The organism is Levilactobacillus andaensis (genome assembly GCF_016861695.1).
GTDB lineage: Bacteria > Bacillota > Bacilli > Lactobacillales > Lactobacillaceae > Levilactobacillus > Levilactobacillus andaensis.
The window spans coordinates 159,199-185,587 of sequence record NZ_BOLP01000003.1 but is presented as its reverse complement, the minus strand read 5'-3'; the positions used below and the strand labels follow the sequence as shown (position 1 = coordinate 185,587).

Sequence of the window (26,389 nt, the reverse complement as noted above, 5' to 3'; positions counted from 1 at the left end):
TTAATTGACGAGCGTCTATCCAGTCTTGGGTAGACGCTTTTTTGACTTGTTACTAGCGAAAAGATTACCCCACATATTTTCAAATGAGGGGTTACTCCCAATCTGACTTTGGCGACTCATCAACGAATTAAATCCAGCTCATATAAATTGTAATATATAATGTTATCCATATAATTGATTAACGCCAACAAATGATTTAAAATGAAGCCATCAAATAGAAAAGGGGATTTTCGGATGACTGAGAAGAAGGAACCAATTCGCCAAGCAGACCACACAGGTTGGATCGATCAAGGACCACGTAATTACCAACGTGACGGTCAGAACCCTGACCTGTTAGTGCCCCCAATGACGGACCACGGAACGGTTGCTAACTTACGGTTTAGTTTTTCCGATGTTCACATGCGCTTAGAATCCGGCGGCTGGACGCGTGAAATCACCAACAGAGAGTTGCCCGCCTCGCACGACCTGGCCGGGGTCGATATGTGCTTGAAACCCGGTGCTTACCGGGAAATGCACTGGCACAAGGAAGCCGAATGGGCCATGATGCTCCGCGGGAATGCGCGGGTCACGGCCTTGAACGAAAAGGGCGAGAGCTTTATTGACGACATTGAAGCTGGCGACCTTTGGGATTTTGAGGCAGGGATTCCGCACTCCATCCAAGCGCTCGACCAAGGCTGCGAATTTTTGCTGGTTTTCAGTGAACCCGATTTTTCTGAGAACAATACCTTTTTACTGACCGACTGGCTAGCACACACGCCTAAGGATATCATCGCCGCTAATTTCAAGGTGGATGAGGAGACCTTAGCGCCGCTCCCAAGTCATGAAAAATACATCTTTAATGGCAACGTTCCTGGGCCCATCGACACGGTGAAAAAGCCGGGAACACCAATGCAGACGCCACTCACCCTGCACATGAAAAATGTACAACCCAAGCAATTTGAGGCCGGCAAGGTGTGGATCATCGACCAAGCTGTGTTCCCAGCCGCAAAGACGATTTCGGCGGCCATCGTCGAAGTTCAGCCTGGCGGGATGCGGGAAATGCACTGGCACCCGAAGTCCGAAGAATGGGATTACTACATTCAAGGGCAAGCCAAGGTCGGCGTGTTCAACTCCAATACATTAGCCCGGACGTTTAACTTCAATGCCGGGGATGTCGGTGTGATTCCTAAAGAAGCCGGCCACTACATTCAAAACATTGGCGACGAACCGCTGATTTTCATCGAACTCTTTAAGAACCCTGTCTATTCGGACGTTTCCTTGAACAAATGGCTGGCAACGTCGCCGTCACAGATGGTAGCGGATCATCTGAACTTACCGGTCTCAACGGTGGATGGCTTCCCAACCGATGAAGCCGCGGTGGTTTGGTACCAGGATTCTACCCGGCCGGTGACACACCAGGAAAAGCCGGCCCCGAAATCCAGTAGTGCCAACGATGTTTTTGGCGAATAGAAGTGAAAAATGATGCGGACATTTAAGACGATTGTGATCGGTGGTGGCGTTGGCGGTGCCGGCGCTGCCATGCGGGCCGCTGCCCACGGCCAGTCCGTTGCCGTCATCGAACAGCGTGACTGGGGCGGAACGACCGTGACGCGCGGCAGTACGCCGAAGAAAGTACTACTGGGTGGTGTCGAAGCCCATCACGCTTACTGCGAACAGAACGGGCCGGTAAACGTGCCACCGGTAAATTGGTCGCGGCTTACGGCCCATCGCGATGCAGTGGTCAGTCAGACGCAGGAACGTTTTAAGCAACGGTTTCAAGCGAACGGCATCACGCCAATCGAAGGCCACGCCGAGTTCTTAAATTCGCGACAGATTCGGGTGAACGGTGAAACGTTGACGGCTGAGAATTTTGTGATTGCCACGGGTGCCCGCCCCCGCGAGCTTGCGCTTCCCGGAAGCCAACTGATCGACCATTCGGGGAGTTTCTTTAGAAGCCACGCCTTGCCGAAACGGCTGACGATTTTAGGAGCCGGCGTGATTGCCTTTGCCATTGCTGGAATCGCCAGTGAAGCCGGGGCGGCGGTCACCTTGATCCAGCACAATCGCGTTGCTTTACGCGGTTTTGATGCGGAGTTGGTGGCGGCCTTAATTGCTAGCCTAGCGAAGCAGGGCGTGCAGGTGATCTTTGACGATGAATTGACGCAAGTGACGGGTCAACCGGGCGACTTGCAGGTGACGACTAAGGGTGGCCGCCAATGGTCGACGAACGCGATCTACTCGGCGTTGGGTCGGCTGGCGAACGTGGAAGATTTGAATTTGAAAGCAGCACAGGTTGCGGTGACCGCCCATGGCATTCAAGTTGACGAGTACCTCCAGACGAGCAATCCCCATATTTTTGCGGTGGGCGATTGCGCGGTGACGGCGACCCCGAATCTCGCGAATTACGCGGTGTTTCAGGGAAAGTATGTGGGCGACCTCTTAGCGGCGACGACTGAATTTCCAATCAAGTATCCGTTGCAGGCCAGTGCGGTCTTTAGTATTCCACGGTTGGCGCAGGTGGGGACTGGTGTGGCGGCTGCGCGTCAAGACTCCAACCATTATGCATTGCGGTCAGTTAACCTGAGCCAATGGTTGACGTACCAGCGGCACTATGACGATCGGGCTAAATTGGTGATGGTGGTTAACCGTCAGAGTGGCCAAGTCGTTGGCGCCGAAGCGATTGGTTATCAAGCAGATGTGCTGATCAACTATCTGGCGCTCCTGATTCAGCAGCATATTACCCCCGAACAGTTGCATGATACGTTCTTTGCCTACCCGTCAATGGCGGCTGATTTATATGGCATTTGGACGGACTAAGAATTCAAGATTGAACTGAAAGCTAAAAAAGGACGTGCGCCGCGATTTTTCTGCAGGGTCCGTCCTTTTAAGTTGGGGTGTAAAGGATAAAAGATGAATTGTCTGCTCCAGCCCATATCTGGCGGCCGGTAAGGCGAAGGGAACACTATGCCACTATGCTTACCGATCGAAGTAAGTCTTCACAGCGGCCAACATGTCCGTCGTCTGTTGATTCAACAGGGGTGGCAGGTCGTCGAGTGACCAGTATTTCAAATCCAACGTTTCATCCGTCGCTTGTTCCAGCGTGTGGCCGCCGACTGGTTTTACCAGGTACAGTTGAGAAATGACCTGGGTGACGTCGCCGTTGGGGTATTCCGTAAATCCCTGGTCAAAGATACCTAGCGATTTGACCAAGGTGACGTCGAGGCCGGCGTCTTCCTTGTACTCACGGACCATGGCGGTGGCGAACGTTTCACCGTATTCCAGGTAGCCGCCAGGGAGACTCCAGTTGTGCGTGTCGGTCCGCAGATTGAGCAGGACCTCGTGTTGGTCGTTGGCGATGACGCCGGCCGAAGCATTGAGAATCATTGGTTTGTGACCGACCAGCGCACGCACTTCTTTAATGTAATTTGCCATGTGTCAATAACCTACTTTCTGACGATTTACCCCTAGTATACACGTTTAATCCGAGCCGTTTGTTAGGGAAAACTACCCTTGAAGGGTATACTGGCAAATGAGGTGATGAAGATGGCTGATACAGCAACCACGATGAAATATATTCGCCGGCACTATGGGGTGAGTCAAAGCGAGTTGGCGCAGCTTTTGAACGCGTCAGTCCGGACGGTCCAGCACTGGGAACAGGGCGATTACGAGCCAAGTGGGACCGCCGTCAAATTAATTCAACTTTTGGCAAAAAATGACGCTGTTTTTACGGAGTTAACTTTAATGAAAGAGGATGAGGGCATTATGTATCTTGAACATGACGATCAAGCACTGACGATTATGGGCGTCCAGTTCCGCAATGAAAAGGAATACCGGGCAACGATGAACGCGGTGGTCAGCAACATGTACGAGGGGTTTGAGCCAACGCTGGATGATATTCAGATGGCACGGGACGCCGATGATTTGGAACGGCCAATGACAGCTAAGGAAATTTTGGACCGGGTCAACGCACGAAATTCGGTACGTAGCGAGTGAAGCAATGGGCGGATTACCTGCAGCCAAACGGCGTTTTAAAGAATAAATTGGACATTACTGACGAAGAAAAATTGCACGATGTCGAGTATGAATTTTCCACGCAGCGCTTGAAGTTCCTTGAACAAAATGACTTTCTGCTACCTGATGGCTACCAACTCACCGGCAGGGACGTTACCGAGCTGAAACGCATCAACAAGTTTCTCCTCGGCGAAATCTATGATTGGGCGGGTGAATACCGCGAAGTGGATTTCAACAAGACGGCGAATGGCGTGGTGACGCATTTCCATCCGGTCATGCTGTTCGGTAACGCGGAGTGGGATATTCAACGGCAATTGACCGATTTTGCGCAATTGCCTGCCGACCGTGATGTTGTGGTGGAGGCGTTGGGCAATCTGGTGACCGAAATGAATATGTTTCACCCCTTTCGCGAGGGTAACGGCCGGTCACTGCGGGCGTTCACCGAAGTCTTGGCGTGGCAAAAAGGACTGGCACTGACCTTTACACAGGAGCTTCAGGACGCATACATGACGGCCAGCATCAAAGACGAGCCGAAATTGATGGCGGACGTGTTCCGACAGATTTTGACGGACTGGCAAGAGTAAAAAAAATATAGAGTGGGCCAGAAGGCGGTTAGTCAATGAGCATTAACGTCGATAGACGAATAATCCCGGTTTTGGATTGTTTGTCTATCGGGGTTAAGCGGAGTTGACTGCCTTTTGTCGCACGTTTCTGCAATATACGTTCGGAGCGCAAAATAGGTCTGGGACTTTTGTCCCAGACCTATTTTGGTTGAAGCTATTTTCTTAACTGTTATCTATAAGTTAACTGGATTGTTAGTTGTAAAATTCAAATGCTTTTAGGACTCAACATTATTGTGGCAAAGCCCAATCGAAGCCGGAGGAGGCCAGGGATGCAGCCAGCCGTGGGAATATTGATAGCTGGCCGCTGGCTAGCTATCAATATGGGCGACTTTGGAGACACGTGTCCTTCGTGGCCTCAAAGCGAGCGAGAAGACTGGTGAATTTCCAGTCTGAAGCGTCCCCACAGCAGGCGGAATCCCTGGCAGCCGTAGTGCGACCATTTTAGTCAGTCTTGCAGTCGCTCCTACTTGTTGATCCGCTTGTAGTTAGCGTCGAAGTACTTGCCGGCACGGATGTCGTCTGGCAGGCTAGCGTAAGGTGCCTCACTAATAACATCTTCGTTGTCTTGGCCGGCGTCGCCCATGTAAGTGATCTTGGCGAATTCTGGCACGACCAGCTTAGGATAAGTGTCGTACTTTTCCCGAGCGGCTTCCATCACGTCGATGTGTTCGTTTTGGTAAGTGACCGTGATTTCGGGATGGTCTTGGACCCACTTCGGGAAGAAAATTGTGCCGTTTAACTTGCCTTCGTTGGGCACAAAGTCCAGCGCCACGTCGGTCCCAGTTGGTTCGGTCCAAGCGACCTTGTAGATACCAGGGACCAGCATAACGATGTTGGCAGGTTGGTCGGTTACCCAACGACCAGCGACCATGCCGCCATGAATTCGGTAATCAACGGTGTGGTCGTTCTTCGCGTACCATTCGTATTCCCAGCCGTTGTCGTAGGTGTAGATAAAATGAGTGCCCAAAAAGTCGTCGAGGGTCTTGAATTCTTTAGTCATATGAAAATCTCCTTTAAATTAAATTGATCTATTCTGCCGGTTAAAACATGTAATTAATTACATGTTTTAATTTACTTGATTAGTTTAGCCGCTCACCAACTGACTGTCAAGAATTTTCTTGATGTTTTTGGTGGGAACTGGTTCAATGAAGACAACAGTATCTGAAAAGGAGGCGGTCACCATCGGTCAGCGAAATCGACTACAGTACATTATTTTAGGCTTGTTGGATCAGCGGCCACAGACCGGTTACGACCTCACCAAGGCGTTTGACAACGAAATCGGGGAGTTCTGGCAGGCGCAACATAGTCAGATCTACCCGTTGCTAAAACGCTTGGAGGAGACCGGCGACATCACCCATGAGGTGACCATGACCGGCGAAAAGCTCGCCAAGAAGCAGTACCAGTTGACCCCGGCCGGGCACGAAAAGTTAGTCACCTGGATTGGCGAGCCGTCACCGGAACTAACAGCGTTGAAGGATGAATTCATTTTGAAATTGTACTTCATCAAGACGGCCGATGACCCACGCTTACAGCCGATGCTGCAAGAACAGATCTTGTTGCATCAACGGCAGCTTCAGCACCTCCTGCATCGCCGAGAAACAGTCTTTGCCGACCAAGCGGCCATCGACCAGGCGTACGGGCACTACTTGATCTTGGACCATGCCATCGAACGCGAGCAGCACTACGTCCAGTGGCTGGAACGGTATCTGACACCCCGAAAGGACTCGTGAGATTATGAAGTTAATCGAAACGCCACACGTTGAAGTCACCGTAGAACCGCATCCGTTAGCCATTGCGTTGTTAGTGGCCGGTGTTGTGGGTACCCTGGTTTGGCGGCACAAACGCCATCAGGTGAATTAGGCCTTCGCCTTACCGGCCGCCAGATATGGGCTGGAACGGTGCGGACACAACTTGAAGCCTCGAAAACCGCGAGTCTACAAGGTTGGTCTTCTGCTAAGCCGACGGGAACCCACCGTCAACTAAGCAGAACGACGCGCCTGAGCCCATATCTGGCGGCCTTTCGGCTTACACAGTGGATTTTTGGCACCAAAGTTGTTATCAGGTTGGCCTGTAAAGAGTAGTGTGTTTGCTGACTCTGGGTTGACGTGGATAATTTGTCTTCCAGATTTTAGTTTGAGCCATTGAGTTAGACTTCAAAAGTGTGAACGGATTGCAGTTCACACTTTTTTGATGCGTTATGATCAACGAAAAATGGTTTCTGGGAGATAACAATATAGATTGTTTCATGGCGGGACACATCATTTTGGTAAGTTAACTGTTAAACTGTCTGAAAAAATAATTGGGTGTAATGGGGATCGGTTCTTAACATTTTTTATGGCAAAGAATAATGTGAGCCGGAGGCGGCCAAGGATGTAGCCAGCCGTGGTAATCTTGGTAGCTGGCCGGTGGCTAGCTACCAAAATGGGCGACTTTTAAGACGTGTGATTTCCGCGGCTTAAAAGCGAGCGAGAAGACTGGTGCTCTTCCAGTCTGAAGCGTCCCCACAGCAGGCGGAATCCCTGACCGCCGCAGTGCGACTAAGTTAGAACCACCCCTTCGTTAGATTTAGATTCCAATGAGTTAGTTCGAGTTACAAATTAAGGGTCAAAATCAGTTATCCCCAAAGTTATCGGGTATGATAAGGTCGATAGCGCAGGTTAGTTTGTCAATTTTTGGTAACGAATCACGCTAGATGGGAAAGATGTTAGAAAAGGTAAGCTGCTGGTAAAGAAGGGGGATTATCCGAAGGCTGTCGGTCCGGTATGCTATACATGTAAGCGGTTACAGAACGAGTTATTCAAAATTTTGGGGGAGGTTTTTACCATGGGTAACTGGAAATTATGGAAACAGCGGATGTTCTACGGGTCCACTGATATGGCCGGAAACTTAATCTGGCAAATTGTTGGGTTATACCTGTTGTTCTACTACTCGACGGTTTTAGGGCTGTCGCCAGCCTTCGTTGGGACATTATTCTTAGTCGTTCGGTTTATCGATGCGTTTGATGCCTTATTCTATGGCTACTTGATCGACCACACCCACTCCAAGTATGGGAAATCACGACCGTACTTCTTGTGGTTTGGGATTCCTTTAGGGATTCTGACCATGTTACTGTTCTTCAACCCGACATTTGGCGGGAACAAGGGCATTCAGATGGCTTGGGTATCCGTAATCTACACCCTGTTTAGCCTGGTTTATTCCGGGGCGAACACGCCAATCACGGCCATTCTGCCAAGTCTGACCAGTGATCCCGACGAACGGACGAACTTAGCCAGTGCCCGGATGGTCATGACCAACATTGGGACCGCCGTAATTGGGTGGATCTCCTTACCGATGGTTGCCAAATTAGGGAACGGCAACGCCCGTCAAGGTTGGGCAATCTGGGGTGTCATCATTGGGATTCTGATTATCGTGCTATTTATCGGGGCCTTCCTGAACTTGCGTGAAAAATCGGCGGCTGAGACAGAAACCACAGATGACGGTGAGCAGAAGTCAGAGATCAAGGAACATTTGTCCGTGAAGGAATCCTTAAAGGGTGCCTTTAGAAACAAGCCTTGGGTGCTCTTGAGTATCAGTTTCATCCTGTTACAGACCTTCTGGGTAATGCGGATGGGGACCGCGGTCTACTACCTGACCTACGTTTACCGTCGTCCAGGATTAGTTGGGGCCTTTAACGGATTGGTCATCGTGGCCGTCTTAGGGAACGTCTCCGTGCCGTTCCTGAGTAAGTTCATGAAACACAAGAACGTGCTGGCCTTAGCCATGGTGCTGTTTGCCATTGGGGAAGTTCTGATGCCACTGGGGATGCGGATGAGTTCCGTACCACTGCTGTTTGCGGGTAACGTTATCGCGTTGATCGCCATGGGGGCAGCCTTCTCAATCGCCTTCGTTATGATCGCCGACACGATTGAATACGCCCGCTCCGAACTCCACATTGACGAACCCGGCTTCTTGTCTTCCGTCCCAATGGTTGGTGCCAAGCTTGGTATGGGTGTCGGGGGCGCGCTGTCTGGCTGGATCTTGACCTTCGGTGGTTTCGAAGCGTCTGCTAAAGTTCAGTCGGCAAAGGCCCTGGGTGCCATTAGTTCTAACTTCGTTTGGTTACCAATTATTCTGGCCATCGTGGTCGTTGTGATTCTCCAGATGTACAAGTTGGACGAAGACGAATTGGCTTCGGCGAAGGCCTTACAGGATGCCAAAGAAGGTATCGTGGCTGAGGAACATCATGACGAAAACGAGCATTTGAAGCATGAGGACGCTTAACTTAACGTTGGGGACGCCGGCCGATCCCGTGCCCGTCACGTTCTACCAGCCGGCCGCCATCGCTGATTTTCACACGTCGATGCGGCGACCATTGGTGATTATCTTGCCGGGCGGCGGTTATGAATTCCGTTCTGACCGGGAAAATGAAATCGTGGCGATGCAGTACTTGGCGCAGGGATTTGCCGTGGCCGTTGTGGCCTACCGGTTGCGGGATCAGCCACCGGTGTTGCCGACGGCGTTGTATCAGTTGGGCCACGTGGTCGCTGATTTTCACCGGCGCGCGGCGTTCTACGGGATCGCAGCCGACCACATTTTACTGGTAGGTTTCTCCGCTGGGGGTCATTTAGCCGCATTGTACGCGGATTTGTGGCCACAACTGGCGGCGACCCTGCAACTGCCCGCGAAACGGTTAAAAGTGGCGGCACTGACCCTGGCCTACCCGGTGATTGGGTTGCGCCTGGGATGGCCAGCCGACCGCGCTGCCTTGGCGGCGATTACGGCGGGGTGGGCCGATCACGAAGCCGACTTATTGGTCACGCCGCAGAATCCACCGACCTTTGTGTGGGCAACGGCCGACGATGAGCTGGTCCCGGTGGTCAACACCGAACGGTATGCGGCCGCATTGTCAGCGGCTAACGTGCCCGTTACGAAATTGATTTATCCACATGGCCGTCACGGACTGAGTTTAGCTCGTGCCGTGACCGCCTTTCCAACTAAATATGACGTGACTGATCCGGCTTTTGGGGAGCAATTCATTCGACCGGACGTCGCGGAATGGTTCGACCAGCAGTTACGGTGGTTGGACGAGCAATGGCACTTGGATCATTTTTGGCGCCAGCAATAAAACTTGAGAGGGGTAATCGAGATGTTGAATGACACGACAACGAAACAATCATTGGGGTATGAAGACGAGCTCAGACGATTACAGAGCTTGCGCGTGACCAGCGTTGAGGATGGCGTGACCAGCTGGATCAAGGACCGCGACCCGGCGCACACGTTCGAACCACTCGTTTGGGAAACGGTTGCGGAGATCGAAGAAAATCCACAATTACCAACTGACCTCTTTAGCCTGCGGCAGGGGACCGAAACGTCCGGGCAAAAGGACTTAACGCACGTTGAAATGAAGATTGAAATGCAACAGATCGTGTCGATGAATCGGCGGGTCCGGGTCATCCGCATTGCCCGGATGGACCATTTGACCGCGGACAAGGCACTGATCTATTTCCACGGCGGCGCTTACTACGGCGGCACGCCAGAAGATGTTTTGCTGGCCTTGAAGTTCGTGGCCGAACAAGCAAACTGCGTGGTCTATAATGTGGACTACGCGTTGGCCCCGGAACAACCCTATCCAGCGGGGATTCTCGACGGGTTAGCTGTCGTGGCCGCGATGGTCAAGGACTACCGTCACATCTCAGTTGGCGGTGACTCGGCCGGAGGTTCCATCGCCTTAGCCGTGAGTCAACTTTGCCGGTCCATGGGTATTTGCGCGATCGACAGTCACCTGCTGTTCTATCCAACGTTGATTCAGGGGTCCGATTTAAATGGGCCGCTGTGGGATGATGCCAGCATTGAAATCGTGCCGGAACAGCGAGACGCGTTGCACCGGAGTTACCAGCTGTTTGAACAGCTCGATACCATCATGAGTGGTTACTACGTGGCGGATCAACCGGTTGATTTGACGGCGCCACTCCTGTCGCCGTTATTAGCCAACCCGAAGTGCTTCAGAAATACCACGTTGCTGGTCGGTGAGTACGATCCGTTCCGGCTGCAGGATGAGGCCTTCATCAAACAGGTCGGTCGGGTCAACGACGATGCCAACTACTTCTGCTACGGCGGCATCAGTCATGCCTTCCTGAATTTCACCGGGAATGTCCCGGCGGTCGAAGACGCACTGGCAACGGCGGCTCGGCTACTGTAATTGACCGAATTTAAGTGCTGGCAGGTAGCTTGCAGAATAGAAGAGATATCAGGGTCAACGTTCGAGTTACCGGGGAGCCATTTGGAAAATTAAGTGAGGTGCCCGTCCAGCGCGAGTTGCTATGCTTAATTGGGATGGCTTCCCGGTAATTTTGGTGGATTAGGTGCGTCCCTTAACCCTTGAATGGGATTATGATTGATGGCGGTGGGTGGCAACATGGCTGACGACATGGCGGTGCTTTCGCCTTACCGGCCGCCAGATATGGGCTGGAACGGTGCGAACACAACTTGAAGCCTCGAAGAACACGAGTCTTCAAGATTGGTTTTCTACTAGGTCGGCAAAAAACACCGACCAAGTAGAACGACGCGCCTGAGCCCATATCTGGCGACCTCTCGGCTGACATGGTGGGTTTTGGACAACATGGTTGTAATTCATAAACTCATTACCGGCCGACCTGTCAATACAAGAAACACGTAACGTCGATGAAGAAATTAATCGTATTTAGTGGAATGGCCGGTAGATATTACCAGTTTGTTTAGTTAGTACGCGCAAACATGGCCGAACGGTGAAGTCAGTAGGTATTTCGTGCAGAGTCCCTTAGACTGGGGCCACTGTTAGCGCAAAATCAGTTGGCAGTTAACTATATTTGTAGCTTATGGACTAAAAAAGTTGTGAGTCGAAAAAACTGTGGACTGACGGTCGGTCTTACCGGCCAGGGCTCACGCGGATTTTAATGGAAGATGGGGGAGATTATATTGATTTTACGAGATTATCATTTAACTTTGCGGGACGTCTCCGACCAACAACCGGAGTATTTAGAGACGGTCTTCTCGCTGGCAAACGGCCACTTCGGCGTGCGGGCCAACGACCCCATTAGCGGCAACCCGATTACGGGCACGCTGATCAACGGCTTTTATGAAACCGCCCCCATTACGTATGGGGAAGGTGGCGTGGGGTACGCGCAGAAACACCAGACAATCTTAAATCTGCCCGACCTGCGGCATTTGAACGTGGCGACCAACACCGGCCACCGCTTCAGCGAGAGCACCCGGACGGCGGTGGACCTCGACCTGACCACCGGGACTTTGGACGAGGAGTATGAATTAAAGACCCAACAGGGCGAGACCATCCAGATGGCGGTGAAGTCCGTGATCGGTCAAAATCAGGTCAACTTCTGGGGTGTCAGCTACAGTTTCGTTGCCGGCAACTACGCGGGCGGGCTGCTCGTCAGCAAGGCCATCGCCGTGCCGGCCGAGGCCGAAGCCATTCCGTCGGCCGACCCACGAAAGACCCGGATGGCGGGCTTGCCGATCTGCGAAACGGAATTCATCAACCAGCGGCTCCAGCGGTATCACGTGAAGACGCGGACCACGAAGCAAGCGGTGACGGCATTTTTGGGGATGCTGACGCCGAACGCCAAATTGTTGCAGCAACCGCTCGACTTGGGTGACCGCCAAGCCCATACACTGGAGTATGAAGCCTACGTGGGCGAGGTCGGCGAACAGAATACCATCGACCCGGCTGCTCAATTTATGATCAGCTCACTGTCCGCGTTAATTGCCGACAGTCGCGACTTCTGGCAAGGCGTTTGGCACCGCAGTGAGGTCACGGTCGGCGGCAACGACGAGCTTAATTTGGCCATTCACTACAACATTTTCCAGCTGAATCAGGCGGCTGGACGCGATGGGCGGACCAACATTGCGGCCAAGGGGCTGAGTGGGTCTGGCTACGAAGGCCACTACTTCTGGGACACCGAGATGTATATGTTGCCGTACTTCACCTATACCAATCAACCAATGGCCCGGCAATTGCTGTACTATCGGTACCAAACGTTGCCTAAGGCCCGCGCCCGCGCTCGGGAAATGGGGGTGACCAAGGGTGCCCTGTTCGCTTGGCGGACCATTAACGGTGAAGAGGCCTCCGCATACTTCCCAGCGGGGACGGCGCAGTACCACATCGATGCCGACATCGCCTATGCGGTCGGCAAGTACTACGAAATCACCCGGGACCTTGACTTCATTTTACAGTGTGGGTTTGAAATGGTACTGGAAACCGCGCGCTTCTGGGAAAACTTCGGCGCTTGGCATCAGATTGGGGCGTCCTCGCGGTTTGAATTTCACACGGTGACGGGGCCCGATGAATACACGGCGTTGGTCAACAATAACTACTATACCAATCGCCTAGCGAAGCATAACTTTGAGTTGATCGGTTACCTGGCGAACGAGATTCGGCAACGCTACCCGAACAAGTTGGCGGACTTCGGCATTGGCCCGGCCGACCTGGAGAAATTCCAGAAGTTGGCGGACCACGTTTACCTGCCATACAGCGCGGACCTGCAGATCAACGAGCAGGACGACAGCTTCTTAAGCAAGCCACGTTGGCCCGCGGACAAGTCGACGCCGGAGAACTTTCCGCTGTTGCTGCACTACCACCCGCTGACCATTTATCGCTACCAAGTGGCGAAGCAGGCCGATACGTTGCTGGCGGACTACCTGTTCCCGGAGGACTTGTCGGTCGACCAGTTGAAGCGGGAGTACGACTACTATGAAGGCGTGACGACGCATGATTCCTCACTGTCGCGGTCGATCTTTAGCATCTTGGCGGCGCGGATGGGCGATCCGGAAAAGGCATACAAGTACTTCATGGACACGGCACGCATGGACTTGGTCAACCTGCAAAAGAATACGGCGGATGGCTTGCATCTGGCAAACTTGGGTGGTAGCTGGCTGGCGTTGGTGGCTGGTTTCTCTGGGTTTTACGTCCAGGATGAAGTTGTCCACTTCGCCAATCATTTGCCCAAGGAAATCAGCCGGCTGACTTACCGGATGAAGATTGCGGCTAGTGTCTTGGAAATCGATTTGAGTGCCGACAAGACGTCCGTTAGCGTCATCAGTGGGCCGATTCCAACGTATGGGGTCAGCGTGAATGGCGAACGGATTTCGTTGGTGAAGAGTTCGAGTTACGAAGAATAAAGCCTGGATGCTGATAAAATGAATTAGATTTAGAAAATACCTAGTGGAAAGTTTGCTGGGTATTTTTTATTGGTTTTTTAAAGATGAAATCATACGTCAGACGTGGTTAAAGTAGTGGATTAATATTTTAGGGCATGAGTTTTTGCCGATTTAAGGTTGTACAAGCAATCGGTTTGTGCTAGATTAATACATGTAAGCGGTTCCGTAATGGGGAACAATCGGGTTAAGTAAAACGATTGACCTCGACGTAATCGTCCACAACTACATACATAATCGGAGGAGATTTATGATGAAATTCAGTAAGGTACTTGGCATTTTAGCAGTAACAGCAGGGGCAGTTGCCATGGTGGGTGCACCAGCATCCGCCCAAGCAGCTAAGAAGAAGGCTGCTGCTAAGCCAGTAACAATCTACTTGACCCGGCATGGTGAAACCACTGGGAACGTCATGGGCCGTGTTCAAGGCTGGAGCGACTTCCCATTGACCAGTAACGGTGTTGCCGTTGCCAACAACCTGGGCCGTGGCTTGAAGGGCAAGACTTTCAAGGTTGCTTATGCGGGGAATTTGACCCGGCAACAAGTAACCGCTAAGCAAGCCCTCAAGTATTCTGGCAACTCTAAGGTTAAGGTCAACACGTCGAAATACTTGCGTGAAGGCGGCTACGGTAGCTTTGAAGGGGACAGTATCGCTACTGATAATGCCTTGATTGCCGGCGTCTACGGCTACAAGAACGGTGACGAAATGATGGCCGCTCAAGGTAAGGACTACTGGACGAAGTTACAAGATGCTTACTACACCTTGGACCAACAAGACAGTCAAAAGACAAAATTAGTTGCTGGCGACCGTGCTGAAAGTTCACAACAAGTTGAAGCTCGGATGGCTAAGGAATTAATGACCATCGCCAAAGCTACTAAGAAGCAAGGCGGCGGTAACGCATTAGTTGTTAGTTCTGGGATGTCCATCAACGAATACCTGTCAACGTTGAAGGGTGCTAAGTACACGGGTGCCCCATTGAAGAACGCTGCGGTTACACGTTTGACTTACAAGAACGGTAAGCTCCAAGTTAAGGGCCTCATTGGTTCCATGTACTACGTGGACAAGGGCGCTAAGCTTGCTAAATAATTAGGTCTTAACCGTCACAGTTGCTAGGGGAAGATGAAGATGGCTTGCCCGCACGTGATGTTTAAAATAAGAGTCCTCGCCAGTGATCATGCAGCTGGAGGGGGCTTTTTGCGTAGAGAGTGCTACGAAGGGCGCTTAGCTGGCGAGCATTAACGGCGCTAAGTGAATACCCCTGGTCTTGGGGTATTTGCTTAGCGTTGTTAAGCGGAACCGGCTGCCCGGTAGTAGCACGTTTCGGAAGCCGCCAGGACCGGGATATAGGCAGATGGGAACCAAGCCGAACGGTCTAAGACAGTAGAACTTGAAAGGTCAACTCGGTCCGGTGCTTATTGGGGTTAAGCGGAGGAACCTGAACGCCCTAAAAACACATCAATCTCACATCAATTGACACAGCAACTGATTTCAAAATTAGTAAATTCGACTTATGAACTAAACGTCCGTAAAAAGTCTATACTGAACATATGTAAAAGACGAATAAGTTTCAAGTAACTCACAGACTCAGCAAGAGAGGAGCACGACCCATGGCAGAAAAAGTACTGACATTGCCCAATTTAGCAACGGAACGATTGATCTTGCGGGAACGAACTTTAGCAGACCTGGCAGACAGCGTTGAAATGGATAAGAATCAAGCAGTCACGGAGTTTATCTACGGTGTCTGGGATGGCTCGCCACGCCACGTGACCTATGTGAAACGACGCATTGACCAGCAATATGGTCACGGCCTCGGCTACTGGTCGATTTTTTCGCAAGCTGATCCGGCGGAATTTTTAGGCTGGATCATGTTGACGCCGGTTGAGGGAAGCCCCAGCTTGATCAAGATTGGGTGGCGGCTCATGCGCAATCACTGGGGGCATGGTATCGCGACCGAAGCGGCTCAAGCGGTGGTCCAATATGCTTTTCTCACGCTGAATCTGCCCAAACTGGCCGCGGGCATCAATCCTGGCAATGAGCGGGGGCAACGAGTTGCCGAAAAGTTAGGCTTTACCTTTAAGCAACCAATTTCCGTGGGCGATGAACAGCTGGCCCTTTACATTTTGACACGGGAACACTGGACTGACTTGCAGCAAGAGTAGACTACCTGAGGCTGTAAACCGTCGTGTTCGCCGGGGACAGCCAAGACTGGCCAGCAGCATGATGATGCCAACTGGCGGTAGTGATGCCGAAATAATTGCCTAAATAGTCAACAGGAGTGGTCGATGGACTCCTGTTGGCTTTTTCCTGTCTAGCGGGAGTTTAGTTAGGTTGCCACCATAACAGGGAAATAGGGAGTGGCTATTCTTGGCGGGGGACAAGACCCGTGCAAAAATTACCGCAATGTTATCAAAAATAAGTGAAGTCTTACATGGATTGCGTCGTTAGATTAGCAGAATTTGCCTAATCGACTGTGGTATCGCCAGGAGAAAATGGCGTAAAGAGCAAGGCTAAAAGGGGGTATGGAGGATGGCGGCATTCTATCACTTGGTCACGCGACATCGACTTCGGGTTGGTCAAGTGCTGGACTTTTCGGCCGGCCAGTTGAATCGGCAAGCCACGTTCTTTTTAGGTGTACCGGCTAATTTGAACCTGCGAGATATCCTGAAACAGACACAATTGAGCACGTTGCCGGCTACTGACCGCGGTCGCCACGCCTTACGTGAGCTTGTGTTGGAACGGGTACGCGTGCAGTCATTCCCAGAGTTACCGTCCCGGTTGAGCTGCTTATACGCCGCAACCAGTGTGCAACAGGCGTTGGCGTGGCAGACGTTATTTGAAAATGAGGGCCGCCACGTTCTTCAATTGGTCAAGGGGACTACGACAGGCCCGGTTTTCTATGGGGATGCGGCGAAACTGCCAACGGTGGCTGATGAAACCAGCGCGGTTAAAATCTTGGCGGCGCAGAACTATTGGCGTTACCCAGCCAAGGACCAGCGGCTGAGTGAGGTGCTCGTGAGCGGTCGAGTGACGGTGGATGAAATTGTTAACGAGTTTTAGAAGGCAATAAAGGATGTGCGGTAGCAGTCGCACATCCTTTATTGTTGGGTTAGCATTCTTTATTTTTCTACCCCACCATCCAACTTTCAGGGTATACTAATTTTGATATTAATTTTCAGGAGGTAACCATCCCGTGACACTTATTCAACCCGCACAACCACAAGATTTATCGCAAATTATGACCATTGAAAATGCCGGCTTTTCACCCGCTGAGGCCGCAACCGAAGCCAGCATGGCTGAACGCATCCAACAGATTCCGGATACCTTTTTAGTTGCCAAGCAGGGGAAAACAATCGTTGGCTACATTGTTGGCCCGGCATTTGACCAACGCTACCTTACCGACGATCTCTTTGAAAGGACAACGCCGAATGCGGCTGGTGATGCCTACCAGACCGTGTTGAGTCTGGCTGTCAGTCCGCTACACCGGCATGAGGGCGTTGCTGGTCAGCTACTGGAAGCACTCGCTGTGGTCGCCTTTGACCAACATCGTGAGGCGATTACACTGACCTGTTTGGAGAAGCTAGTCCCGTTTTACGAGCACCACGGGTACGTCAACGAAGGTGTTTCCGCGTCCAGCCATGCCGGTGAGACCTGGTACAATCTGGTGCGGCCGCTTAACTGATCAGCTTCAAGCCCATGACGGCGATCAGAATCACGGCGACCCAGCCGAGCTTGCGCCAATCCTTAGATTCACCGAAGAACAGCATGCCGGTGATGACGCCACCCGCCGCCCCGATACCGGTCCAGATGGCGTAGGCGGTGCCCATCGGCAAGGTTTGTAAGGCCAATTCGAGACCACCGAAACTCAGTGTAAATGCTAGAATCATCAATCCCCACAAACACCATTTTCGTTGGTGCAGGGCCCAGTTCATGAACGTCACGCCCAGCATTTCGCTAAGGCCAGCTAAGACTAAATAGATCCAAGCCATGGTTAGTCAGCTCCTTTCTCAGTGATCGTTTGCAAGCCGCCAATTCCCAATAACAGGAGTAAAATCAGTGCGATTTTTGCCCAGCTAACGGGTTCGCCAAACGCCAGCATGCCAAGGGTGGTGGTGCCCAAGGTGCCTAAACCCACGAAGACGGCGTAGGCGGTTCCGGCGGGAATATGGCGGCTAGCGCGAATCAAAAAGTAAAAGCTAAGGTAGACGGCAACAGCGGTCGCTCCCCATTCGAAGAGGGTGCTGGCGTGTTTGAAGCCGACCACCCAACTCACTTCAAAGACAGCGCCCAGAACAACGGTGAGCCAGTGTTTCCACATCATAAAGTCCTCCTTTAGTTAACCGAAATGGCAAAAAAAGAGCCTGAGAAATTCTGTCGCTAACGACAAAATCTCCCAGGCTTTTTCCCTTCCGTGTCTGTGGCAGTCACCACAGGTTCCCTCTCGGACCAGACCCTTGCGGCGGAACCCTAGAGAACAAAAGTATTCGGTTATTTCGATAGCGCTAGCTTAGCACATACGCTAATAGTTGGTCAAGATAAAGGCTGGTGTATAGCTCAGGACTGAGGAGCCCTTCAATTTAATTGTCATGAATCGTGTAAGAATTGATCTAGGAGGTATTAGTCAGCAGTTCGCTAAAGAAAATATTTTTTAAATCAAATTACCGAGGTGAGCCCTTGAGACAAGCTACGTTCAACCAGTGTTGACATTTGGTCAACCGTTACTGAATCTTGATGTAAGTACCAATCAATCATTTTAACAACTGAGGAAGAAAACATCTCTGCAAAAAAATCATCGTTTGATTGATCACATTGAGACTTTCTTTTTACCTGCTCTGTGATTTCTTTTTTGATCCATCTTTGAATTTCACCTTGAAAATTGAAATCGGGTCCTTGGTAAAAAACTAATGTTAGCATGGCTGGTTTATGATTTTCTACAAAGTCCAGAGCCTCTAAAATTCTCTGATGGTCAATACTTTCATTGTTAATAAGTGCGTGCGATAGCGGGTCCATTAACTCATTAATGATTGAAAAAAGAGATCTTCGAGCCAACTCGCATTTAGAATCAAATAATTGATAGAAATATGTTCTGGTCAGCCCGGATTTTTTCATAATCTGTGCAATTGAGATTTTTGAATAGTTTTCAGTCCGTATTAATTCGAGAAATGTTGAGATGATTTTTTCTTCAGCTGTCATCGTAAACTTCAATTTCCTTTCTAGACACTTTAATGGGTTCGTCTACCTTATGTGTATCGAATACGCTTACAATTAGTGTACCAAATTGTTAAGGAGTGAACAAATTGAATGACTTAAAAACTGTTTTAGGCATGAAATACCCTATCATTGCTGGTCCGATGGCGTGGACTTCAATGGTTTCCTTGGTCTCTGCAGTTGCAAATGCAGGCGCTTTAGGAGTCCTTGGTGCCGGGGGAGCCACACTAGACATTATTGACCAACAGATAAAAAAAGTTAAGGAAAAAACAGACCAACCATTTGGCGTGAATGTTTTACTCGACAGATCTGCGGAAACATATATCGCACAAATGACAGATTTGATCGATAAGGATAATTTGAAATTTATTTATGCAGATGATGCAGAATTTGAGGGTTTTGATAAACCACTCGCTAAAAAATGGTTTGATATCTGGCATGAAATTGGCCTTAAAGTTATCGTTAAAGTGGCTACCGCCAAAGCCGCTATTATTGCTGATGAAAGTGGTGCAGACGTGATAGTTGCCAAAGGTCGTGAGGGTGGTGGACGATTATCCCACGTAGGGACGATTGCACTGGTTCCGGAAGTTGTTGATGTAGTCAAACACGCTGCAGTCGTGGCGTCCGGCGGTATTTCTGATGGTAGAGGATTTGCAGCTGCCAGAGTTCTTGGAGCTAGTGGTATTGAAATGGGTACGGCTTTTCTAGCTGCTAGTGAAGGTGATATTCACTCAAATGTCAAAAAGGCTGTCGTAAATTCAACGGTCGAGAATCTTGTTGTAACTGGGCGTGACACCAATTCACCATGCTGGCAAATTAGCAACCAATTATCGGATCAACTGATTACAGTTGAAAAAGAAAATGCGCCTAAAGTTGCGGTGCCTGAAATTGAGAAGTTAGCTACTGGAACTTTACGGTTAGCTGCACAAGATGGGGACGTTGTAAAAGGGGCGGTTATGCCCGGACAAGGGGTGTCGTTAGTGAATGAAATACGTCCTGTTAAGGAAATCATAACTACGGTTTATAACGAGGGTATGGCAATTTTAAATAAAAAGTATTAGTTAATTACCAAACGGAATGAATAAAGGGAGTTCAAATTATATGTCAAATAATAGTAGCCAATTATCTCGGCACTCAGCGCGTAACTTTAGTGATAAGTCGGTCGATTTAGAGCAGTTAAAAGAAATTATTTCCGAAGCTCAGCATGCGCCGTCTTGGGAAAATGCCCAGCCATGGAAAGTATATTTGGCTGTGGGAGAGACAGCTAAACAAATTCGAAAAGCTAACGCCGACGCAGTTGATCAACAAAAAAAGAGTTGGGCAGAAGTAACCCCTCCACAAGAATGGGCAGCTAAGCCACAGAAAAATATCGATGATTGGCTTAAACGCATGGCTACCTACATGGGTGATGACGTACAATTATTTGGTGAAGCTGGGAAAAATCTATATAATGCACCAGCCATTGCGTACATCACCATTCCTAAAGATTCGACACAATTTAGTGCCTATGACACCGGTGCTTTTGGGTATGGAATTTTGCTGGCAGCTGAAGAACGTGGCATCAGTTCCTTACCAGCATATTCATTCGTTAGATTCCCTGAAATAGTACGTCAATATTTTAATATTTCTGAAGATGAGGTCATTCTGATGGGTATTGGGTTAGGTTATCCAACGGACGCAAAAATTAACAAGATGGAAACGGTTCGGGAACCGCTGGATGCGGCCTTACAAATTAGAGATTAATACTATCTAGCTAAGGGATGAGAGTATTCAAAAATCATCAGCCTTTAGGAAAACTAGACTGAAACTAATAAGTAGGTTTTTATGACATACTTTGGAGTTGTGACAAGAAGATTCTAAATTAAAAAGCGAATCAAGGTTATAAGTTGCAATGCTAAATTGAAAATTGCTGGTTAAGCGCTTTCTGCCAGAGAATTCGGCATGACAACACATCAGTTAAAAACTAGCCGTCGAGCATGTGGTCGCGTCTTTTGATTGCATAATCGACGGCTTTTATGCGACATAAATAAGTTGAAACTAAAATGTAAGCGCTTTCCGAAACGGCAAATTCCACCTTGATTTCCGTCTTTAAGTGACTTATATCACGAAAAATACAAACGATTACATTTCCGGCAACACGTGTTTAAACGGCCTTTTCTGAAAACCAAGAGGTCGAAAATCCCTTTAAATCGCTTGCCGCCACTTGATATACTGTAAGCGATTTAAGAATGACTGTAGCGGTCACGAAGAGGTTCATTAAAAAACTTTGCTGCGGGTCAGCTCGTCGGCAAATATGGAGGTAACAAGTATGCAACTTGGCAGTATTGAAGCTGGGGGCACAAAGTTCGTTTGTGCGGTTGGTAACGAAGATTACCGCACCCTGGACAAGGTTGTGATTCCCACGACCACCCCGGAAGAGACTTTGAGCAAATCAATCGCTTATTTTAAAAAGTTTCCCGAGATCAAGGCCATTGCGGTCTCATCCTTTGGCCCAATCGAACTGCGGCATAACTCGCCGAAGTACGGCTACATTACCGATACCCCGAAGAAGGGCTGGTCGAACACCGACTTTATCGGTCGCTTGAAGCAGAATCTGGACGTGCCGATGTACTGGACGTCCGATGTTAACGGGTCGGCTTACGGTGAATACGTGATGTCCACGCTGTTCAATGAAAAGGTTGATTCATTGGTCTACTTCACCATTGGGACCGGCGTTGGTGCCGGTGCCGTGATCGACGGTCATTTCGTGGGGAGCCTCGGCCATCCCGAAATGGGACACGTGCGGTTGAAGCGTCACCCCGACGATTTGGACTTCCCCGGCATTTGCCCATTCCATGGCGATTGCTTGGAAGGTCTAGTCAGTGGGCCAACGTTTGACGCTCGGCTGGGGAAACCCGGCAAGGACGTGCCGTTGACCGACCACGTCTGGGACATCATGGCGTACTACGTGGCCCAAGCGGCCTTGCAGGAAACGTTGATGTTGCGGCCCGACAAGATCATCTTTGGTGGTGGTGTGGTCAGTGAAGCCTTCTTAGTCAAGGTTCGCGCCGAGTTCGACAAGCTGCTGAACAATTACGTGGATGTTGGCAAGTTGACCGACTACATCGTGATGCCATCGGTTGAGCATAACGGCTCAGCCACGCTAGGCGATTTCGCCTTAGCTTTGAATGAGTATAACAAATAATTAAAAGGGAGCGCTTATTTTATGAAAGCCTTAGTTTTAACTGGAACCAAAAAGATGGAAATTCAAGATTTGCCAGAACCAGAAGTTAAGCCTGACGAAGTCTTAGTCAACACCGCTTACGCTGGTATCTGTGGGACTGACCGGGCGCTCTACGCTGGCCTTCCTGGTTCCGCTAACGCTGTGCCACCAATCGTTTTGGGCCATGAAAACTCCGGGATCGTTGCCGCTGTCGGCAAGAACGTTACCAACGTTAAGGTTGGCGACCGGGTCACCGTTGACCCTAACATCTACTGTGGCCAATGTGACTACTGCAGAACCGACCGTCCCGAACTGTGTGACAACTTATCAGCCGTTGGGGTTACCCGCGATGGTGGGTTGGAAAAGTCCTTCACGGCCCCTTCATCCGTCGTTTACCCAATTCCTGACAGTTTGTCCTTAAAGGCCGCTGCCACCACGGAACCTGTATCTTGCGCGGTTCACGGCATGAGCTTGTTAGATGTTAAGCCTTATCAAAAGGCCTTGGTTATCGGCGATGGCTTCATGGGTCAATTGTTCGTGCAATTACTCCAAGCTTACGGCGTTCACCAAGTCGATTTCGCCGGCATCATCGACGAAAAGTTAGCCTTTAACAAGGAAAAGTTTGGCGTTACTAACACCTACAACACCACTCGCGACAGCATTCCTGCCGATTACGACGTTGTGATTGAAGCCGTTGGGTTGCCACAAACGCAAGAACAAGCCGTTGAAGCCACGAAGAAGGGTGCTCAAGTCCTGATGTTTGGTGTTGGGAAGCCAGACCAAACCTTCTCCATGAACACTTACGAAGTTTACCAAAAGCAATTGAAGATTCAGGGTGCCTTCATCAACCCATACGCCTTCAAGGATGCCATTGCCTTATTGGCTAGCGGCGAATTGGACGTTGAATCTCTGATCAGCCATGAAGTTAAGTTGGAACAAGTCGAAGACGTCTTAAACGGTAAGGTTAAGGGCGTCAGCAAGGCAGTCGTTAAAGTTAGCGACTAAACAAAAAAGGTAAGGGATTAATGTGAGAGCTGAAGCAGCAAGCAAGTTCAACGAAGGAGCAGCACCGATGGAAGCGACAAATGAACGAACCCTTTCAATGTCAAAGGCAATTGCCTTTTTCGCCCTGTCGCTGGTCATTAACTCGGCCGGTAACGTGTTAACGTTGGTCACTAGTGCCAAGATTCACCCCTCATTTTTAGGGGCAGCGTACTGGTCCGCAGCCGAAGCCAACTTGGGGACCGCGTTTCACTGGAATTTATTCTGGGCGTTCCTGATTATGGGCTTCTTGACGGCGGTGCTAAACGCCATCTTGATTCACCACTGGGATTGGAAGCGAATCGCCGGTAACATGATCTTCATGGTACCGTTCTCCGCTTTGATTCAAGTGTTTGAGGATTTCTTTGATGGCAAGTACCCGGCACTCTTTGCGGGCCTACCAGAAGCGCGGGGCACGGGGATGATCATCTTCTACGTGGCGCTGAACTTCTTGGGTGTGGCGTTTATCGCCGTAGCCATCTCCATCTATCAACGGGTCAACCTGGTGTTACATCCGGCTGATGACTTGATGCAGATTTTGCGCTTCCGTTACTTCAAGGGGCAAGCTGCTAAGGCGATGTGGGCGTCCTACATTCCGCCTACCATTATGGCGATCATTGCGTTGGTGATTACCCGTCAATTCACGAACTTTGGGCTGGGAACGGTGTTTGCCTTCCTTGCTCAAGGTGGGATTACCGGGATTGCTGACAAGGTGATCTTCCCGAACCTGAAGCACCAAGCCGTCGACGTTGGGAAATAACCTTTCCGTTAACGTGGTCTAATCCGTAAGGTAACTGGGTCTTGGACCAACGGTTTGAAGAAGTTGTTCTGAAACATTAATGGGTAACTCGTTAATGACGATACCGATTACGTTTAAAAAAGGAGTCAGTTAAACATGTCAGTTCATGATTTTATTACTGGAATTCAACACGTGGGGATTCCCACGGCGGATTTAGACAAGACGATGGCCTTTTACGAATCACTAGGCTTTGAACGGGCCGGCCTGTTCCCCAACGGTGAAAACCGCTGTGCCTTCATGCGGCTCGGTAACTTAACGATTGAGACCTGGGAAGGCGACCCTACCAATCCGACAGCCGGTGCGATCAACCATATTTCGTTGAACACCACCGATGTCGATGCCGCCTTTGCCGCCGCCAAAGAACAGGGCTTAGACCTGGTCAATGACGAGGTGCAATCCATCCCAACGTTCTGGGAAAAGGGCATTCGTTTCTTCAACATCCTCGGGCCGAACCATGAAACCATTGAGTTCTGCCAAATCTTAAAGTAGTGTGTGACTTGGGGCTGCAGTCCCAATGAACCTAGATGATCAGCAAAAAATCAGCTTACCCCTCACCGGTAAGCTGATTTTTTTACGTCTGTTAAGTTTGTGTTAGTGCGAGATTAGTTTGGAGGGGTCGCCTCTGGCTGCCAGGGATTCCGCCTGCTGTGGGGACGCTTCAGCCTGGAAGGGCGCCAGTCTTCTCGCTCGCTTTGAAGCCACGGAAATCACGTGTCTTCAAAGTCGCCCGTGGTGTAAGCCGGCTGAGGAAACGCCGACTAATACCACCTCCACGGCTGGCTGCATCCCTGGCCTCCTGCGTCTTAAATTTGATGTCTACCATGAGAGTTGTTGGAGATTGATTAACCAGTCAGGTTGTAGCCGACCAACCTAAATTAGTAAACTCTTTAGCCGCTCTTGTTGTTCCAAATCAATGCCGGCAAAGTTGAAGCGGAAGGCCGTTTTGGGCGCGCCATATAGCGTGCCGGGTTTGACTAGAATCTGGCGTTCCAATAAGTGGTCGAAAATTGCGGGGTCGGTTTGGGTGACCCAGAGGTAGAAGCCCCCCTGTGGTGTGATGAACTGCCATTCGGGGCGCAGACTGCGAAAGATGGCGACCGTGGCTTGGCGGCGTTGGGCGAGTTCTTGTGTGAGTTGAGCTATGCCAGGATCGAAGGCGGCCGTTGTCAGTGCCAGATTGGCCATGACCTGGGCGAGCATACTGGGGATGATGTCGAGCCGCTTTTGGACCTGCAACAGGCGCTGACCGATGGCGTCCGGCGCAACAATCCAGCCCAGTCGGGTGCTCGATCCTAGCAATTTGGACAGGGAGCTGATATAGATCACGTTCTGGGGTGCGAGGGTTTTTAGCGTAGGGATGGCGCCCTGTTTGGTGCTGAGCCAGCCGAACACGTCGTCCTCCACAATGGCAACTTGGTACTTTTGGCAGAGTTTGATGATGCGCTGACGTTGTTCGAGGGACAGGAGCAGTCCCGTAGGATTTTGAAAGGTGGGGTTTAACAAAAGAAGTTTAATTCGGTGTTGACGAATCGTTTTCTCCAAAATGGCGAGGTCCAGGCCGGTGGGGGTCAACGGGATAGTAAATGGTCGGACACCAAGCGTCTTGAAGACGGCGCTGGTCGCAAAGTAAGACGGCTTAGTAAAAGCCACGGCATCACCAATCTTAAGCAGGCTGCTCAGAATTAGTAGGAGTGCCTGTTGGGCGCCACCAGTGATGAGGAGCGTTTGGCAATCGGTGCGAAATTGGCGCCGCTGGGTGTGGTGGCGTTCTAACGTCTGAATCAGTGGGAGATAGCCCGCGTCTTGTTCCTGACGTTGGGCCAGCAGAAAGTCTTGCCAGTTCAATTGGAGATCGCCTAGTTGCGGGATCAGGTTCATCGGGAGCTCATTGGCGGCACCGTCGATCAAATGGGGATTGAGGGCGCGGGCCTGGGTGAGTTTACGTTGGATAAGGGAGTGACTAGTCGTGGTGTTACGTAAGTATTGGCCCCAATTGATCTTATCGGGGAGAGTGTTCACGGTAGGCACGGGCGCGACAAAGGTGCCACTGCCGCCCTTTTTGACGAGAAGGCCATTGGCGGTGAGCTCCTGAAAAGCCCGACTGACGGTGGAACGGTCGACCTTGAGTTGCTTCGCGAGTTCTCGTTCAGCGGGCAATCGTTGGCTGGGCAATAACCGGTCCTCTTGAATCAGGCTGGTGATCAGTTGGCTAATGGCTAAGTATTTGGGTTTAATATCTGGGAGATCGGCGTACCAATTGGGCATGGGCGGGCCTTCTTTCGTAAGAGTTGTTTGAAGTCCCTCTCAGTATAATAATTGGCTGGATTAAAAACAAGCCAATTGGT

The 26,389-nt window shown here is 50.5% G+C and carries 26 protein-coding genes and 1 riboswitch; of the genes, 20 read left to right on the top strand and 6 right to left on the bottom strand.

Annotated features, from left to right (window positions below; genetic code table 11):
• Positions 1-234: 234 nt before the first annotated feature.
• Together JUF10_RS01630 and JUF10_RS01625 are read left to right on the top strand one after the other, a co-directional pair.
• Positions 235-1,449: a cupin domain-containing protein gene (locus tag JUF10_RS01630; RefSeq protein WP_203640503.1), complete on the top strand. Its 1,215-nt coding sequence runs from the start codon at positions 235-237 to the stop codon at positions 1,447-1,449.
• Positions 1,450-1,461: 12 nt separating this feature from the next.
• Positions 1,462-2,796, top strand: coding sequence for a dihydrolipoyl dehydrogenase family protein (locus JUF10_RS01625; RefSeq protein ID WP_203640502.1), 1,335 nt, complete (start codon positions 1,462-1,464; stop codon positions 2,794-2,796).
• A gap of 159 nt (positions 2,797-2,955) precedes the next feature.
• Here JUF10_RS01625 and JUF10_RS01620 read toward each other — a convergent pair whose 3' ends face one another.
• Positions 2,956-3,411 (bottom strand): NUDIX hydrolase, encoded by a 456-nt coding sequence (locus tag JUF10_RS01620; protein ID WP_203640501.1) that lies wholly within the window; start codon positions 3,409-3,411, stop codon positions 2,956-2,958.
• Between the two features lie 111 nt (positions 3,412-3,522).
• Between JUF10_RS01620 and JUF10_RS01615 the strand changes: the two genes are divergently transcribed.
• Both JUF10_RS01615 and JUF10_RS01610 read left to right on the top strand, forming a co-directional pair.
• A complete protein-coding gene (locus JUF10_RS01615) occupies positions 3,523-3,972 on the top strand; it encodes a helix-turn-helix domain-containing protein (RefSeq protein ID WP_203640500.1) in 450 nt (149 codons plus the stop codon).
• Entirely contained in the window at positions 3,969-4,574 is a 606-nt protein-coding gene (locus tag JUF10_RS01610) for a Fic/DOC family protein (protein ID WP_203640499.1), read from the top strand. Before JUF10_RS01615 ends, JUF10_RS01610 begins: the two co-directional genes overlap by 4 nt.
• Before the next feature lie 502 nt (positions 4,575-5,076).
• Here JUF10_RS01610 and JUF10_RS01605 read toward each other — a convergent pair.
• Complete coding sequence (locus JUF10_RS01605) at positions 5,077-5,613, bottom strand: phenolic acid decarboxylase (protein WP_048733202.1); 537 nt, start codon at positions 5,611-5,613, stop codon at positions 5,077-5,079.
• A 181-nt stretch (positions 5,614-5,794) separates the two neighbouring features.
• On the opposite strand from JUF10_RS01605, the gene JUF10_RS01600 reads away from it, so the two are divergent.
• The 10 genes from JUF10_RS01600 (at position 5,795) to JUF10_RS01560 (ending at position 17,476) form a co-directional block, all read left to right on the top strand.
• On the top strand, positions 5,795-6,343 hold the full coding sequence (locus JUF10_RS01600; protein ID WP_203640651.1) for a PadR family transcriptional regulator: 549 nt from the start codon (positions 5,795-5,797) through the stop codon (positions 6,341-6,343).
• Positions 6,344-6,347: 4 nt separating this feature from the next.
• The gene (locus JUF10_RS14170) at positions 6,348-6,473 is read left to right on the top strand and encodes a hypothetical protein (RefSeq protein ID WP_268911957.1); all 126 of its coding nucleotides are present in this window, start codon (positions 6,348-6,350) and stop codon (positions 6,471-6,473) included.
• Positions 6,474-7,436: 963 nt separating this feature from the next.
• Positions 7,437-8,873, top strand: a complete 1,437-nt coding sequence (locus JUF10_RS01595) for an MFS transporter (RefSeq protein WP_203640498.1) — start codon at positions 7,437-7,439, stop codon at positions 8,871-8,873.
• Complete coding sequence (locus tag JUF10_RS01590; protein ID WP_203640497.1) at positions 8,860-9,717, top strand: alpha/beta hydrolase; 858 nt, start codon at positions 8,860-8,862, stop codon at positions 9,715-9,717. Before JUF10_RS01595 ends, JUF10_RS01590 begins: the two co-directional genes overlap by 14 nt.
• A gap of 21 nt (positions 9,718-9,738) precedes the next feature.
• Positions 9,739-10,791 (top strand): alpha/beta hydrolase fold domain-containing protein, encoded by a 1,053-nt coding sequence (locus tag JUF10_RS01585; protein ID WP_203640496.1) that lies wholly within the window; start codon positions 9,739-9,741, stop codon positions 10,789-10,791.
• Positions 10,792-11,546: 755 nt separating this feature from the next.
• Complete coding sequence (locus JUF10_RS01580; protein ID WP_203640495.1) at positions 11,547-13,763, top strand: glycoside hydrolase family 65 protein; 2,217 nt, start codon at positions 11,547-11,549, stop codon at positions 13,761-13,763.
• A gap of 286 nt (positions 13,764-14,049) precedes the next feature.
• Positions 14,050-14,883, top strand: a complete 834-nt coding sequence (locus tag JUF10_RS01575) for a histidine phosphatase family protein (RefSeq protein WP_236008126.1) — start codon at positions 14,050-14,052, stop codon at positions 14,881-14,883.
• A gap of 521 nt (positions 14,884-15,404) precedes the next feature.
• Positions 15,405-15,956 carry a GNAT family N-acetyltransferase gene (locus JUF10_RS01570; RefSeq protein ID WP_203640494.1) on the top strand — a complete coding sequence of 184 codons (552 nt, stop codon included), beginning with the start codon at positions 15,405-15,407 and terminating at the stop codon, positions 15,954-15,956.
• Between the two features lie 367 nt (positions 15,957-16,323).
• Positions 16,324-16,854 carry a DUF2441 domain-containing protein gene (locus tag JUF10_RS01565; RefSeq protein WP_203640493.1) on the top strand — a complete coding sequence of 177 codons (531 nt, stop codon included), beginning with the start codon at positions 16,324-16,326 and terminating at the stop codon, positions 16,852-16,854.
• A gap of 178 nt (positions 16,855-17,032) precedes the next feature.
• On the top strand, positions 17,033-17,476 hold the full coding sequence (locus JUF10_RS01560) for a GNAT family N-acetyltransferase (RefSeq protein ID WP_203640649.1): 444 nt from the start codon (positions 17,033-17,035) through the stop codon (positions 17,474-17,476).
• On the opposite strand, the gene JUF10_RS01555 is transcribed toward JUF10_RS01560, so the two are convergent.
• From JUF10_RS01555 to JUF10_RS01545, 3 genes are all read right to left on the bottom strand, one after another.
• Positions 17,469-17,783 carry a DMT family transporter gene (locus JUF10_RS01555; RefSeq protein ID WP_203640492.1) on the bottom strand — a complete coding sequence of 105 codons (315 nt, stop codon included), beginning with the start codon at positions 17,781-17,783 and terminating at the stop codon, positions 17,469-17,471. The two genes, JUF10_RS01560 and JUF10_RS01555, sit on opposite strands and share 8 nt — an antisense overlap.
• Positions 17,784-17,785: 2 nt before the next feature.
• The gene (locus JUF10_RS01550) at positions 17,786-18,115 is read right to left on the bottom strand and encodes a DMT family transporter (RefSeq protein ID WP_308440195.1); all 330 of its coding nucleotides are present in this window, start codon (positions 18,113-18,115) and stop codon (positions 17,786-17,788) included.
• Between the two features lie 67 nt (positions 18,116-18,182).
• Positions 18,183-18,276: riboswitch (guanidine-I (ykkC/yxkD leader) on the bottom strand.
• A gap of 171 nt (positions 18,277-18,447) precedes the next feature.
• Positions 18,448-18,987 (bottom strand): TetR/AcrR family transcriptional regulator, encoded by a 540-nt coding sequence (locus tag JUF10_RS01545; RefSeq protein ID WP_203640491.1) that lies wholly within the window; start codon positions 18,985-18,987, stop codon positions 18,448-18,450.
• A gap of 104 nt (positions 18,988-19,091) precedes the next feature.
• Here JUF10_RS01545 and JUF10_RS01540 point away from each other — a divergent pair, with 104 nt between their 5' ends.
• From JUF10_RS01540 to JUF10_RS01515, 6 genes are all read left to right on the top strand, one after another.
• Positions 19,092-20,063, top strand: coding sequence for an NAD(P)H-dependent flavin oxidoreductase (locus JUF10_RS01540; RefSeq protein WP_203640490.1), 972 nt, complete (start codon positions 19,092-19,094; stop codon positions 20,061-20,063).
• Positions 20,064-20,103: 40 nt separating this feature from the next.
• On the top strand, positions 20,104-20,745 hold the full coding sequence (locus JUF10_RS01535) for a nitroreductase (protein ID WP_203640489.1): 642 nt from the start codon (positions 20,104-20,106) through the stop codon (positions 20,743-20,745).
• 565 nt (positions 20,746-21,310) lie between these two features.
• Positions 21,311-22,186 carry a fructokinase ScrK gene (gene scrK / locus JUF10_RS01530; protein ID WP_203640488.1) on the top strand — a complete coding sequence of 292 codons (876 nt, stop codon included), beginning with the start codon at positions 21,311-21,313 and terminating at the stop codon, positions 22,184-22,186.
• 21 nt (positions 22,187-22,207) lie between these two features.
• Positions 22,208-23,209, top strand: a complete 1,002-nt coding sequence (locus tag JUF10_RS01525) for a zinc-dependent alcohol dehydrogenase family protein (protein ID WP_203640487.1) — start codon at positions 22,208-22,210, stop codon at positions 23,207-23,209.
• Positions 23,210-23,276: 67 nt separating this feature from the next.
• Positions 23,277-24,005, top strand: a complete 729-nt coding sequence (locus JUF10_RS01520; protein WP_203640486.1) for a DUF6198 family protein — start codon at positions 23,277-23,279, stop codon at positions 24,003-24,005.
• A gap of 135 nt (positions 24,006-24,140) precedes the next feature.
• Complete coding sequence (locus JUF10_RS01515) at positions 24,141-24,533, top strand: VOC family protein (RefSeq protein ID WP_203640485.1); 393 nt, start codon at positions 24,141-24,143, stop codon at positions 24,531-24,533.
• Between the two features lie 381 nt (positions 24,534-24,914).
• Here the strand turns inward: JUF10_RS01515 and JUF10_RS01510 are convergent, their stop codons facing one another.
• Entirely contained in the window at positions 24,915-26,309 is a 1,395-nt protein-coding gene (locus tag JUF10_RS01510) for an aminotransferase-like domain-containing protein (protein WP_203640484.1), read from the bottom strand.
• Positions 26,310-26,389: the final 80 nt, after the last annotated feature.

Bases quoted from the DNA above. Each gene is read 5' to 3' on its own strand.
- JUF10_RS01630 (WP_203640503.1), top strand. From the start codon at position 235: ATGACTGAGAAGAAGGAACCAATTCGCCAAGCAGACCACACAGGTTGG.
- JUF10_RS01625 (WP_203640502.1), top strand. From the start codon at position 1,462: ATGCGGACATTTAAGACGATTGTGATCGGTGGTGGCGTTGGCGGTGCC.
- JUF10_RS01620 (WP_203640501.1), bottom strand. From the start codon at position 3,411: ATGGCAAATTACATTAAAGAAGTGCGTGCGCTGGTCGGTCACAAACCA.
- JUF10_RS01615 (WP_203640500.1), top strand. From the start codon at position 3,523: ATGGCTGATACAGCAACCACGATGAAATATATTCGCCGGCACTATGGG.
- JUF10_RS01605 (WP_048733202.1), bottom strand. From the start codon at position 5,613: ATGACTAAAGAATTCAAGACCCTCGACGACTTTTTGGGCACTCATTTT.
- JUF10_RS14170 (WP_268911957.1), top strand. From the start codon at position 6,348: ATGAAGTTAATCGAAACGCCACACGTTGAAGTCACCGTAGAACCGCAT.
- JUF10_RS01595 (WP_203640498.1), top strand. From the start codon at position 7,437: ATGGGTAACTGGAAATTATGGAAACAGCGGATGTTCTACGGGTCCACT.
- JUF10_RS01590 (WP_203640497.1), top strand. From the start codon at position 8,860: ATGAGGACGCTTAACTTAACGTTGGGGACGCCGGCCGATCCCGTGCCC.
- JUF10_RS01585 (WP_203640496.1), top strand. From the start codon at position 9,739: ATGTTGAATGACACGACAACGAAACAATCATTGGGGTATGAAGACGAG.
- JUF10_RS01575 (WP_236008126.1), top strand. From the start codon at position 14,050: ATGATGAAATTCAGTAAGGTACTTGGCATTTTAGCAGTAACAGCAGGG.
- JUF10_RS01570 (WP_203640494.1), top strand. From the start codon at position 15,405: ATGGCAGAAAAAGTACTGACATTGCCCAATTTAGCAACGGAACGATTG.
- JUF10_RS01565 (WP_203640493.1), top strand. From the start codon at position 16,324: ATGGCGGCATTCTATCACTTGGTCACGCGACATCGACTTCGGGTTGGT.
- JUF10_RS01560 (WP_203640649.1), top strand. From the start codon at position 17,033: ATGACCATTGAAAATGCCGGCTTTTCACCCGCTGAGGCCGCAACCGAA.
- JUF10_RS01555 (WP_203640492.1), bottom strand. From the start codon at position 17,783: ATGGCTTGGATCTATTTAGTCTTAGCTGGCCTTAGCGAAATGCTGGGC.
- JUF10_RS01550 (WP_308440195.1), bottom strand. From the start codon at position 18,115: ATGATGTGGAAACACTGGCTCACCGTTGTTCTGGGCGCTGTCTTTGAA.
- JUF10_RS01545 (WP_203640491.1), bottom strand. From the start codon at position 18,987: ATGACAGCTGAAGAAAAAATCATCTCAACATTTCTCGAATTAATACGG.
- JUF10_RS01535 (WP_203640489.1), top strand. From the start codon at position 20,104: ATGTCAAATAATAGTAGCCAATTATCTCGGCACTCAGCGCGTAACTTT.
- scrK (WP_203640488.1), top strand. From the start codon at position 21,311: ATGCAACTTGGCAGTATTGAAGCTGGGGGCACAAAGTTCGTTTGTGCG.
- JUF10_RS01525 (WP_203640487.1), top strand. From the start codon at position 22,208: ATGAAAGCCTTAGTTTTAACTGGAACCAAAAAGATGGAAATTCAAGAT.
- JUF10_RS01520 (WP_203640486.1), top strand. From the start codon at position 23,277: ATGGAAGCGACAAATGAACGAACCCTTTCAATGTCAAAGGCAATTGCC.
- JUF10_RS01515 (WP_203640485.1), top strand. From the start codon at position 24,141: ATGTCAGTTCATGATTTTATTACTGGAATTCAACACGTGGGGATTCCC.
- JUF10_RS01510 (WP_203640484.1), bottom strand. From the start codon at position 26,309: ATGCCCAATTGGTACGCCGATCTCCCAGATATTAAACCCAAATACTTA.